Annotated in this window: 10 protein-coding genes; 8 read left to right on the plus strand and 2 right to left on the minus strand. The window is 37.9% G+C overall.

The window, feature by feature from the left end:
• The first annotated feature begins 148 nt into the window (after positions 1–148).
• Positions 149–2,941 (plus strand): outer membrane beta-barrel protein, encoded by a 2,793-nt coding sequence (locus GFH32_RS02980; RefSeq protein ID WP_153509663.1) that lies wholly within the window; start codon positions 149–151, stop codon positions 2,939–2,941.
• Positions 2,942–2,943: 2 nt separating this feature from the next.
• On the plus strand, positions 2,944–3,735 hold the full coding sequence (locus tag GFH32_RS02985; protein WP_153509664.1) for a GLPGLI family protein: 792 nt from the start codon (positions 2,944–2,946) through the stop codon (positions 3,733–3,735).
• A 351-nt stretch (positions 3,736–4,086) separates the two neighbouring features.
• On the opposite strand, the gene GFH32_RS02990 is transcribed toward GFH32_RS02985, so the two are convergent.
• Both GFH32_RS02990 and GFH32_RS02995 read right to left on the minus strand, forming a co-directional pair.
• Positions 4,087–4,269 carry a histone H1 gene (locus GFH32_RS02990; protein WP_153509665.1) on the minus strand — a complete coding sequence of 61 codons (183 nt, stop codon included), beginning with the start codon at positions 4,267–4,269 and terminating at the stop codon, positions 4,087–4,089.
• A gap of 127 nt (positions 4,270–4,396) precedes the next feature.
• On the minus strand, positions 4,397–6,535 hold the full coding sequence (locus GFH32_RS02995; protein ID WP_153509666.1) for a S46 family peptidase: 2,139 nt from the start codon (positions 6,533–6,535) through the stop codon (positions 4,397–4,399).
• Positions 6,536–6,646: 111 nt separating this feature from the next.
• On the opposite strand from GFH32_RS02995, the gene GFH32_RS03000 reads away from it, so the two are divergent.
• The 6 genes from GFH32_RS03000 (at position 6,647) to GFH32_RS03025 (ending at position 13,151) form a co-directional block, all read left to right on the plus strand.
• On the plus strand, positions 6,647–7,993 hold the full coding sequence (locus tag GFH32_RS03000; RefSeq protein WP_153509667.1) for a DEAD/DEAH box helicase: 1,347 nt from the start codon (positions 6,647–6,649) through the stop codon (positions 7,991–7,993).
• On the plus strand, positions 7,990–8,232 hold the full coding sequence (locus GFH32_RS03005; protein WP_153509668.1) for a hypothetical protein: 243 nt from the start codon (positions 7,990–7,992) through the stop codon (positions 8,230–8,232). Before GFH32_RS03000 ends, GFH32_RS03005 begins: the two co-directional genes overlap by 4 nt.
• A gap of 2 nt (positions 8,233–8,234) precedes the next feature.
• Positions 8,235–8,585, plus strand: a complete 351-nt coding sequence (gene gldC, locus GFH32_RS03010) for a gliding motility protein GldC (RefSeq protein WP_153509669.1) — start codon at positions 8,235–8,237, stop codon at positions 8,583–8,585.
• A 13-nt stretch (positions 8,586–8,598) separates the two neighbouring features.
• Positions 8,599–9,003 (plus strand): EVE domain-containing protein, encoded by a 405-nt coding sequence (locus GFH32_RS03015; protein WP_153509670.1) that lies wholly within the window; start codon positions 8,599–8,601, stop codon positions 9,001–9,003.
• 194 nt (positions 9,004–9,197) lie between these two features.
• Entirely contained in the window at positions 9,198–9,929 is a 732-nt protein-coding gene (locus GFH32_RS03020; protein ID WP_153509671.1) for a LytR/AlgR family response regulator transcription factor, read from the plus strand.
• 9 nt (positions 9,930–9,938) lie between these two features.
• Positions 9,939–13,151 carry a sensor histidine kinase gene (locus tag GFH32_RS03025; RefSeq protein ID WP_153509672.1) on the plus strand — a complete coding sequence of 1,071 codons (3,213 nt, stop codon included), beginning with the start codon at positions 9,939–9,941 and terminating at the stop codon, positions 13,149–13,151.
• Positions 13,152–13,154 lie beyond the last annotated feature (3 nt).

A 13,154-nucleotide genomic window follows, 5' to 3' on the forward strand; every position in this document is an offset into this window, starting at 1 on the left:
GTAAACGACCTATAATTAGTTCTGTAAATCGAATAGTACGTGTTAATTATTTGTTAATCAATGTTAAATCGTTCATTCGGATTACTTATTTCACGGAATTGTGATAATTTCGTAGTGCCTAAAGAATAGCAATATTTTTAATTGATTTATGAAAACACTAGCCAACGCCTTTCTCTGCCTTTTCTTTGCTCTGACTTTTGTTAATGCATCTGCACAACATAAAATATCTGGATCAATAATCAACGAATCAGACAAGAGCAAATTGACCAACGCGTCGATCATGTTGCTCCAAGCAAAAGATTCAATTTTAGTTGACTTTACTCGTGCTAAAGCTAATGGAAATTTTGAGCTTAACAATCCAGATAGTTTAGACTATTTATTAATTGTATCGTATCCTAAGTTTGGAGATTATTTTCAGTCGATTAAAAAGGGCTCAGGAAATGTAGACTTAGGTCAAGTGGAACTACAGAGTGCTGCGCATCTGATTGAGGAAGTCTTGATAAAAGGTAAGATACCCGTAGTAATTAAAGGGGATACGACGGAATATGATGCTTCTAGTTTCGTGACCGAGAAGAATGCAAAGGTTGAGGACTTATTAAAAGTATTGCCCGGGATATCGGTTGATGCTTCTGGAAAGATAACAGCGCAAGGCAAAACCGTGGAGAAGGTTTTAGTGGATGGAGAAGAGTTTTTTGGCGATGACCCAACCTTAGTGACACGTAACATACGTTCAGATATGGTGGATAAGGTTCAGGTATATGAAAAGAAATCAGAACAAGCGGAACGTACAGGTGTAGATGACGGAACTCGAGTTCAAACGATTAATGTGAAATTAAAGGAGGATGCAAAGAACGGTTCTTTTGGTAAAGCTGAACTAGCGGGTGGCTTAGACGGGGACAGAGAGTATTACATGGGCAAGTTAGCCTACAATAAGTTCAAAGGCAGTTTTAAGCTTGGGGCTTATCTGATGTCTTCAACGGACGGGAAATTTAGCCTAAGCTGGGAAGAACAAGAAAAATTTAATGTGTCGGATACGGAGTCTGGGATGAACGCTGATGGTGGATTTTATATGTTCTCTAGGGGTGATGAATTTACTCACTGGAACGGAAAAGGGAATCCGAAGGCGATTTCGCTAGGCGCTTCGGTTATGGATGCTTGGAAAGACAAAAAGCATAAACTCAACGCGAGTTATAAATACGCAAAGATTGAGAATGATGTTTATGAAAATACTTTATCGCAGAATGCCACAAACCAGGGCTTGATTAATAGTAATAAGGACGATGCGGTACGGTCGGATGCTAACAAGCATAGAATAAATGCAAAATATGATGTTGCAATTGATTCATTAACATCGCTTACAGTACGGGTTTCAGCGGATAGAACACATTCAGAACGCGCAACCAATATGAATGCAACGACCCTAAGAGATAATGTGCTAGCTTCTGATAATTTTAGTCAACAGCAAAGTGAGTCGGATAAAACAAATCTTACTTATAACGCCTATTATACTAAGAAATTTAAGAAAGAAGGGCGTTCAATTGCGTTGACTCTGAATGGAAATAATGATGAGAATAGAGGAGAATTGTACTTACAATCAGAATTGAATAATCATATACAGCAGAAACGGGATACGGTTGATCAATTTAAGGATATTAAATCCAATACAAATAGTTTCCGTACATCAATTGTCTATTCAGAGCCTTTATCAAAACGTTGGCGGTCGGCTATTGGATATGATTTTAGTAATTCGAAGTCGCACTCCATAATGAGTTCCTTCAATAAGGATAATACAGGGGCGTATACTGATTTTGACGATCTGTATAGTAATGACTTTGATGTTAGGACATTATCTAATGCTGCAAACTTAACTTTTGCATACAAATCCGATAAGGTAGATTTTAATTTAACGAATTTGATTCGTCATGATGACATGTCGATGAATAATATTTTAGAGTCAAGCGAACTTAATCGAAACTATTTAACATACAATCCCAATGCTCGCATCCGTTATAATATTACAAAAACTAAATCTATTGGATTTAGCTACACAAGGAATAACCAACTTCCAGGTTTAACACAACTTCAACCTTTACGTCAGAATACCGACCAAATGAATCAAACAATAGGTAATGAAAATTTAAAACCTTCAGTTACAAATAGCTTTAATGTGAATGGAGGCTCCTATGAGATGATGAAGGGGATTTATATGTATCTAGGAACGGGCATTACGCAGAATAAAGGGGCAATTCAATTAAATGAAACAGTTTTCCCTGACGGTTCTAGAATTATGGTGTATGATAACGCAAAGAAAGATGCCATTACTGGATACGCTTGGGGGGGCGGTGGATTTCCTGTCGTCAAGAAGTATCAAATCAAAGCTGATATTAGTCTGAATGCTAATTATAATAATTCTTATAATATGATTCGCGATGTGCCGTCCAATAACTACGATGCTATTCCATTTGAGTTGAATAAATCAACGAGTTATAACTACAACTTCCGAACAGCACTTGAAAAGAGTACAACAAAAGGATTAGACTTCGTTTTTGGTGTCTCACCTGGTTGGAATATTATGCGTTCAAGTTTCACACCTACCCGAAACTCAGAAGGTTTTGTATTAAATGGAGATGCTAGTTATAAAGCTTATTTACCAGGCAAGATTCAGTTATATGGGGAATTAACCTACGAATACCAAGCTCCTACAAAAGCATACGCTGAGAAGTTTGAACGGTTATTATTTACCCCTGGAATTCAAAAGAAATTCTTAAAAGGAGAGAATCTGGCAGTTGACTTTTATGTGAGCGATGTCTTCAAGCAGAATAAAGGTTTCTCTCGTAGACAATCTGGAAGCTCATTTACTCAACAATCATATAATACGATTTCCAGATACTTTATGCTAAAAGTAAGTTGGGATTTTACATCAATGAAAGGAGCTCAATAATCATGAAAATGAAATATTATATCACTATTGTATTGTTACTAGTTCTGGGATTACAGCAAACTTATGCCCAGAATGCATTCTTTCCAGAACAAGGTATTATCACATACGATAAAACAGTGCATGTTAAAAATATGCTACGTCGACAAATAAGCTTAATGAAAGATGGCGACTTTCAACGCAAGTTTTTTGAAGAAATGCTTGATAAGGTGCCAGAGACAGCTGTATTACAGCGTAAGCTTACTTTTGCCGGGAGTGAGTCGATTGTAGAGCCGTTGGCCAAAGAACAACCTGCGGCGATTGCCCAATTACTTCGATTCGGTTTTCTAGATTACGGAACGAAGATCTACCAAAATTTGGCGACAAAGCAAACATCGATGACTTTAGAAATAGGAGGCTCACCAATAGCTATTTCAGACTCGCTAACGAATGTTAAGTGGAAGATCACAAATGAGTATAGGAATATTGCGGGATACGATTGTAGACGCGCAAACGGCGTTACATTGGACTCTGTCTATGTGGTAGCATTCTATACGGAACAAATACCACTCGCGAGTAGTCCGAGTAGTCTACATGGTTTGCCCGGTATGATACTAGGTCTTGTTGTCCCAGAGCAGAATTTTAATATGTATGCCTCCAAAGTTGAGACGATTGGGGCGACAGTAAGCGATAACCTCATCAAGAAGAAAAGCTCTGCTGTTACGCGGGAGCAGACCAGAAAAAAGATGAAGGAGATCATTGGGCAATGGTTATCGGACAAACAATTCGGCTTTTTCTTTGCAGCCATGATGCTTTAATCGGTTTTTACACGAATATAGAAACCTATCACTAAGTAAAGCAGCGCACGAGGGGCCATTTATAGTAACACGATTTGCGGTATTTCAATGGAATTTACAGAAGGACTAAGTCGAGAGCGTTTGGATTTTAATGTTATTGAGTACCCTTGAAAGATACCTAAAGAATTATTCCGAGAATATAGAACTACCTGTAGTTGGGGTAGATGATTGGAAATCTATTACTTTACGGTTCTTATTTGATTTACACGGATTATCGGGAATAAAAGCTTCTTCTTAGACAGGATGTCGAAAGCTCTAAAATAAAAAAACCTGAATCATATGATTCAGGTTTTTATTTTCTAAACGGGTCGATTATTTCTTACCGTCGTTTTTCTTAGCAGTAACTTCGTTACGAATTTCTTGTGCTAAAGTTTTGATGTCTTGTAAACCTTTACGAACGCGAGTTCCAGCAGCTGAATTACCGTTGTTAAAGAATTTTTCTGCATCAGCTTCGATTGAAGCTACTAGCTCTTTTAATTTAGTGTAGTTTTCCATTTTTTTAATTAATATAATTTTAGTTTTTCTTAATTAATTCTCTAAGATATCATAAATATACAAAAGGAATGTAAACAAAGCTAATTTATGCGCTTTTTTTTGTGTTTAAAACCCTTTTGCTTAAATATTACTCTACAATCTTTAACTCGTCAATAATGTTTTGCGCACCTGCAAATTTATCAATCACGAAAAGAACATAACGGATATCTACGGATATAGTTCTCTGCAATTTTGGATCAAAGATTACATCGCCAGCCATAGCCTCGATGTTGCCATCAAAAGCCAAGCCAATTAATTCACCTTTTCCATTTAAAACAGGCGATCCTGAGTTACCACCAGTGATATCTTGATCACTAAGGAAGTTGACAGGTAGGTGTCCAGCTTTATCTGCATAACGTCCATAATCCTTTGTTTCGTATAATTCCATTAAACGTTTTGGAAGATCAAACTCCTCATCGTTTGGTTTATATTTTGCAATTGTACCTTTTAAGGTCGTGTAATTATTCACTTTTGCATCGTTACGTTTATCTTTAGGTAATGCTCTGATTGTTCCGTAAGTTAAACGTAATGTAGAGTTTGCGTCCGGATAGTATTTTCCATTTGGATCCATTGCTAATACACCAGCAATATATTTGCGAGATGCTGCTTGGAAATCGTTTGTTAGCTTTTCAGTCTCTGGACTCGATTCACGGTATTTATTCATCAAAGCTGTAGAAATAGCTAATAATGGATCCGTTTCAACTTTTTTCGCATCAGGATTAGCTAAATAAGCGTTTAATTTCTCTTTTGATCCAAATACACTGTTTTCAAAAGCTGACTGAATATCGGCTTGGAAATTACCGGAATTTTTGTCGGCCATTTGACGAATTGAAGGTGCAATTTGTCCTCCTTTAGCAGCATATAAGTTCAATTCATCAGCCAATACGTCAACTTCTAATGGAATATATACACCCTCATAGTTGTCATTGATGTAAGCTTCAAGACGCGGTTTCATTTCATTACGTTTCGCTTCATTTTCATTTGCATATTGGATTAACGCAGAGCCAAGGCTGTACGGTAATGCAGCAAAAGTAGATGAACGTAGCATGCCAGTTAAATAATTGTCATGTCTTGCTTTTTCGTTGGTCGCAGCATAATAAGCGTTGATTGTCGAAATAACATCACCGTATTGTTCTTTATTAGCTGGTTTATTTGCCCATTTGTCGAATTTTTTCTCCTGTTTCGCTTTAGCCTTCGCTGTTTTATGCTTGGTTAATGCATCGATCATACCTTGTCTGTTTTTCCAGTAATTGGCAACACCCGAATATTTAGATGCGTAGTTAATACGAACAGCTTGGTCTTTATCCATGTATTTTTTCATCGCGTCCATCCCTGTTTTAGATGCTTCGACCCAAGCTGGATAAGCGAATTTTACATTTTGATCAATACCTGCGGCGTTCATCCAACGGTTTGTACGTCCAGGGTAACCTAGGATCATTGAAAAGTCACCTTCTTTAACTCCTTTGATGCTAACTGGAAGGAAGTATTTTGGCTTTAATGGAACATTTTCTTTCGAATATTCTGCTGGGTTGCCGTTTTTATCTCCATATACACGGAAGATAGAAAAGTCACCAGTATGGCGAGGCCATTCCCAATTGTCGGTATCTCCACCGAATTTACCAATGCTGTTTGGAGGGGTACCTACTAAGCGTACGTCTGTATAATCTTGATAAACGAAATAATAATATTCATTGCCGTTATAGAAAGGACGAACGGAGACGATGTATTTACCATTCTCACTATTCTCAGCTTGAATCTTAGCAATTTCTTGATTAATTACTTTTTCGCGCTCTTTTTCCGACATTTTATCATTTACTAAACCTAAGATACGTTTAGAAACATCATCCATGCGAACGAAGAAACGAACCGATAATGATTTTGGTTTTAGTTCTTCAGCGTAGTTTTTCGCCCAGAAACCGTTTGTTAAATAATCGTGTTCCGGAGTCGACAATTCTGCGATTGCACCATAACCACAGTGGTGATTCGTAAATACTAGACCTGATCCAGAAACAATCTCCGCAGTACATCCACCATTGAATTGAACAATGGCATCTTTTAAGCTGGAATTATTGATGCTGTAAATTTCTTCTGCAGTAAGTTGTAATCCTTTTTTCTGCATGTCTGCCTCGTTAAGGCGCTTCAAGTGCATTAAAAACCACATGCCCTCGTCAGCGAACGAGAAGGTACTAACAAATGCCAGTACAATTAGTAAACCTATTTTTTTCATATCAACCTTATTTGTAATTGACAAATTTGCTGGAATTTGCTCGTATATCAAAATGATTTGTCAGGAAATCCATACACAAGCATGTGCTAGCTTTTCCCTATCTTTGTCGCAATGGCATCATTCGAGGACTTTAAATTAAATAGACAGCTATTAAATGCGATAGCGGAAGCAGGCTACACCACGCCTACAGAAATACAGCAAAAAGCAATCACTCCCATACTCGCGGGTCAAGATGTGATGGGCGTTGCTCAAACAGGTACAGGAAAGACTGCCGCCTTTGTATTACCGATGCTGATGAAGCTAAAGTATGCACAGGGAAATGATCCTAGAGCATTGATTTTAAGTCCAACTCGCGAGTTGGCCATGCAAATTGAAGAACATATTCGTTTATTTTCCGCCTATCTTGATTTAAGAACGGTCTTGCTCTATGGTGGTTTAGGCCCAAAGACTCAAAAAGAACTTCTAGCGAAAGGTTGTGACATTATTGTTGCTACACCTGGACGCTTTTTAGATTTATATCTCGAGGGAGATATCAATGTAAAGTCTTTGAAGTTCTTAGTTCTTGATGAAGCTGATAAGATGATGGATATGGGCTTTATTGGTAAGATCCATAGGATTTTAGAAGTCGTTCCACGGAAACGTCAAAACCTGTTGTTCTCTGCAACCATGGGTGAATTGGTTAGAAAGATTGCAGGTGATTTTCTTGCGTTTCCAACCATAATTGAAGTTAGCGAGCAAGCAACTCCTGCTGCGACGGTAGTTCAATCCCTCTATTATGTTCCCAATTTAAAGACGAAACTAAATCTATTACAGCATTTCTTAAAGGATGGTGATAACTTTAGTCGTATTATCGTGTTCTGTAGGACGAAGGTTGTTGCGGATCAGATTTTCTCTTTTCTAGAGCGGAAGTATGCTCAAGATGAGGTTCGGGTAATCCATGCGAATAAAGGACAGAATACACGTATTAATTCTATTAATGCATTTAAAGAGGGAAATGTTCGAATTCTAGTAGCGACGGATGTTGCTGCCCGTGGATTGGATGTTTCTCAAGTTTCACATGTATTTAATTTTGATGTTCCAATTGTTATAGAAGATTACGTTCACCGTATTGGAAGAACTGGACGCGCATTTAATACTGGTGATGCAATTACTTTTGCAAGTCCTTCTGAAGAATACAATGTAAAGAAAATTGAGAAGTTAATTCGTCAATCGATTCCTGTATATAACATTCCAGATGACGTTGCTATTGAAAAAACTGGCTTTGAAGAGAAGCAGGCAATTGCTAGGGAGATTGACACCCAAAAGAAAAAGGATGATCCTGAATTTAAAGGAGCTTTCCATGAAAAGAAATATGTGATAAAGGCGGCAGCTGCACGTGCTTCAGGTGCTCGTCCGAATAAAGGTAAATCGGGGAAGCCTGTAAAAAAAGGAACAGGTAAACCGGGAAAAAGAAAATGAAACTAACACCGCTGAATATAACATTAGCCTGTGTGCTTGTTTGGGCAATCTCGGAGTTGGGGAACGAAGGGGAGCCTTTGTTTTCGTGGGTATGGCTTGTTATATTATCAGTTTTATTGGTGTTTGTGGATATTCTTTTTCGCTTATGGATAAAAGATGTTCAACGTTTATGGACCATGCAAATTGGATTTATGGTTATTGTTGGCATCGTAACAGTTTTGATTAAATTACAGTTTTAGATATGAAAAAAGCGGAAATAAAGCTTAATGTGACGTTGGATGAAACAAACGTGCCTGAAAGTATTCAATGGACCTCTTCTGATGGTCAAAGCGCAGAAGAGCTACCAGCGAAGGCAATGTTCTTAGCGTTATGGGATGCTCAATATAAAAATACCCTTCGTATTGATTTATGGACTAAGGATATGCCTTATGATGAAATGAAACGTTTCTTTTATGAGACTTTACAAACGATGGCAGATTCTTTTATTCGTGCCTCTGGAGGTGATCCGATGGCTGAAAAGGTAATTGCAGATTTACGTGATTACTGCGCACACTATGCGGATAAAATGGAGATATTAGAACAACAAAACTAACGATTAGCAATACATGAACTACTTTATCGTAAAGTCTGAACCTTTTAAATATAGCTGGGAACAGTTTAATAAAGATGGTGAGACCTTCTGGGATGGTGTCCGAAACTATCAGGCAAGAAATAATCTGAAAGCAATGAAAACAGGAGATTTAGTGCTGTTTTACCATAGTAACGAAGGTAAAGAAGTTGTGGGGATAGCTAAAGTTGTTAAGGAATTTTATCAGGATCCAACGACCGACGATGAGCGTTGGGTAGTCGTGGATTTAGCGCCGGTTGAATCCTTTAAGACTCCAGTAACATTGGAAACGATTAAAGCAGATCCATTATTACAGGATATTGCTCTTGTAAAACAAGGTCGTTTGTCGGTAATGCCTTTAAAAGCAGAAGAGTTCGATCGTTTAGTTGAGCTAGGTCAATAATCGATGTAACAATCCAAAGAAATAAAATATTAAAAGAGAAAGCGCTTCCAATTGGAAGCGCTTTCTCTTTTAATAAAATCATCAATACGATTGATTTACACATTCAACTTACTTGTTCACTCATTAAAAACAATTTCATTTCCTAAATGATTTATTTTTATCTTGAGTGATCATTAACTGCAATTAAACCAATTATGATAAGGGCGGTAATATTAGACGATGAGCTAAAAGGAAGCAGTCTTTTGCAACATAAGCTTCAAGTATTTTCTAAGATTTTAGAGGTAGTTTCGATATTTAATGATCCTACGAAAGCCTTGTCGTGTATAGTCGAACAACAGCCTGATGTCCTGTTCTTAGATGTAGAAATGCCCATTATGAATGGTTTTCAATTTCTAGAATCCCTGGGTCAATTCGACTTTGAGGTCATCTTTGTTACAGCATATAACATTTACACCTTGGATGCACTCCGGGCAAATGCACTGGATTATCTATTGAAGCCAGTCGATCACGATGAGCTTGAGAAGGCTATTACGAAGTTAGAAAAGCGAATTAACGGAAAGCTTGAATTGCGAAAAATGGATGCCCAATCCTTAAAAATCAATAGTTCACGCATTGCATTGCCAACCGCAGAAGGTATTCATTTGATAAAGAGAGAGGATATACTTCGTGTCGAAGCAATGAGTAATTATTCCGTATTTTATCTGATAAATCAACCTAAAATCATTGTTTCTAAGACCCTGAAAGAATATGAACTATTATTAGATAACCCTAATTTCTTCAGAATAAACCGAGGTGTCATTGTCAACTTAGATTACGTCGTTAAATACCGTAAAGGAGATGGAGGACAATTGGAAACCATAGATGGGGCAGAATTGGAAGTTTCATCCAGCAAAAAGCAATTGTTAATGGATCGCTTATTCTCCTAAATATGCCGCATGATAGTAGTCAAGCCTATTTTTTCGATTCTATTTCTCATCGTCGTATCAGCTTTTTGTAGCGTCGCGCAGCAAAGGATTCACAACTTTATTCAATATTCCGAGCAGGATGGGTTACCGAGTAATTCGATCAATGGTTTGGCTGTTGACAGTGCGGGGATTCTTTGGTTGACGAGCAAGCATGGCTTAGCATATTTTGATGGTACTAGATTTACCCATGTTCCTTTTCAGCAAGGGACGAGTACCTATTCTAATTATTTGGGAACACTAGCCATCGATCGGGAAGACAGGATTTGGATAACAACGAATGATAGAGGGCTTCTGTGCTACGATCGCTCCAAACCTGCCAATGAGTCGTTGAAACAATTTCATGCGATTGCGGGGGCTGAAAAGTTGATTAAAACGAATTTCTATGATGTTGTACTCTCCTCCTCTGGATTAATTTATTTTGGAGGGCAAGAAACAGATTTGCAAGTGCTGAATCCTAAGACTGGGCAGGTTCGACAGATCAAAATGGTAGGAATCAATACGGTAGAACCTTTAACAATCTATAGCATTCGAGAGGATCGTGAAGGGAATCTATGGCTAGGGACACGCTATCATGGTTTTATACAGTACAATCCAAAGTCTAAACAATGTATTCAAGTCGATTTAAAGAATGCGGGGGAGAATGGTGCAACCGGAATTTCCTTTGTCAATAACCGTGTTTTTTTAGGCTACTACGATTATGATTTGGTATCCTACGATCCGAAATCAAAGCAATTGAGAAAATCCATTCTTGGTTTAGGAAAGAACAAAGAGTACTACGATAATTTTATCTCAGCACTTGCCTATTGGCCAGAAGCGAATTCATTGTTGATTGGTCATAATGCAAAAGGTCTTTGGAACTTAGATTTAACAACGAATACTATGGATTCTATCCATTGGGATGATTTGATGCCGATCCTTCCGAAGCCTAGTCGAGTGCAAACAATACTGCCGATTAAAGATGGTTATTGGTTGGGGACGGAATCAGGATTATTCTATTATTCATCAGTGAGAAATAAGATTAACACACTTATTCCGATATCGAAAAAGGAAGAAGCAATTTTAAAAATTATAGCCTGGGGAGAGGAGCTTTGGTATCGTACCGATCATTATTTTGGTCAACTCGATTCCAATTACCGGCGAATTTCATCCTATCCAATAGGAGATATCCGAATCAGTGTGATGACTGGAATTGGAGGTAAGCTTTATTTCTCAACATTCGAGGATGGCGTTTATGTTTTTAGTCGTTCGGAGCGGATTTTAAAAGCATTGCCCATCGATGGTAATTCTTATGCCTTTCGAAAAGCAGATTGTAATACGATTATTCCAGATACCATTTCGACGGTTCCAGTGTTATGGATCGGGTCCTGGAACTCCGGACTATACAAGTATGTACCTGATAAAAAAAGTATCGCGTTATATAGTAAAGATGCAGGTTTGCCCGATCATAAAGTGATTACGGTAGGGAAGGACCCTAAAGGTCGAATTTGGTTAGGGATGGATGGATTTGGAGCTTTACGTTTGTTGGACAAGGAATCACCACGATTTAAGTCCTATTTTCAAGGGAAAAAGAAGGGAGAATTGCTTTCCAATACCATTTTCGCGTTTTACACCACGCAAAATGGAGACTTTTGGTTTTCAAGTGCTGCTTCAGGTATTGGTCGAATCATTGAAAATGAGGGCGGTGAATTTGAGTTTGCACACTATTATGATCGTAATGCATTTCCTTGGCTATATGCTGTCGATATGAAGGAAGATCGCATGGGCTCTCTATGGGTTAAGGCACTTGATGGCGTGATGTTGTTCGATCAAAAAAAACAGTCATTTCGACATTTATTGGATGGGAGAGGTGTATACCCTGATAAGTCGATAAATACAACAGGCTTTTTTATTGACCATAAGACATTGATTTGGACAACCTCGAGAGGTTTAATCACAGGAAATCTAGCGGATGTTTATGCCGGTGACCGTATAACGGCTATTCCAGTGATCAGTAAATTGTCGGTATTGAATCAAGATCAAACGCATCGATTAATGGCTGATGTCGTTCAGTTAAAAGCTTTCGAAAATAGCTTTTCATTTGCTTTTTCATCGGATCGCCAGCAACTCGGAGCCGGCTTAAAATATGCTTATCAGTTGGAAGGTTTTGATAAGGAATGGATTCCTGCTGGAGAAGATTTGCAAGCTTTTTATAGTAATTTGCCCGCGGGCAACTTTAAGTTTAAAGTTCGTGTAGACGATGGTATGGGTAACTGGTCAACACAAAATGCGGTGGTATATGTTACGCTCAAATCGTATTGGTATTTGACTTGGTGGTTTAAAACATTGTTAGTTCTTCTAATTTCTTCCGCTATCATTTCCTTCTTTTTATATCGCATAAAACAACAGAAGTTGATTAATAAAATGCAGCTTTCTTACAGTTCAAAATTAGAGCAAGAACTCGCGTTGAAAGCGCAGAAAATACAAGAACAAGCGATAGACATCGAAAGAGAAAAGCAAGAGAAAATAGCGAAGGATTTTAAGCAAAAACTTTATGAAAGTGAACTGAAAGCTATTCGTTCACAAATGAATCCACACTTTATTTTCAATGTTTTGAATTCGATTGAGGCGTATGTGGTAGAAAACGATAGTAAGAATGCCTCGATGCTGATACAAAAATTCGCAAGCTTAAGCCGTATTGTATTGGAAAACTCTCAGTTCTCCATCGTCAGTATGAGATCCGAATTACAGCTAGTGAAATTATACTTAGAATTGGAACGATCTCGATTTGATCAAGCCTTTGAGTTTAAAATTGATGTAGATCCTGAAATTGAGGCCGAGGAAACGAAAGTACCTTCATTGTTAATTCAACCTTTGGTAGAAAACGCTGTTCATCACGGTGTTCGTCATCTTCAAGATCGAAAGGGAATGATTCATCTACGAGTATACCAGCAAGATGTGGAAGTGATTATTGATATTCGCGATAATGGAATTGGATTCTCAAGTTCGAAAATGGCCAATAAACCAAGTTTTAAAAGCACATCTTTCGGGATAAAGGGTATAGAAGACCGGCTAAAGATGATTAATGATAATTACAGTTCTCCTATCGCTCATCTGCATATCATTGAACTCGATTTAGCAGAAACCGGATTTAAAACGCTGTTGAGGATTATTCTCCCCAAAAGAGGAATAGTAGAGGGGGACTAGCCC

Origin of the sequence: Sphingobacteruim zhuxiongii (assembly GCF_009557615.1) — a bacterium.
In the GTDB taxonomy this organism is placed as follows: Bacteria; Bacteroidota; Bacteroidia; order Sphingobacteriales; family Sphingobacteriaceae; genus Sphingobacterium; species Sphingobacterium zhuxiongii.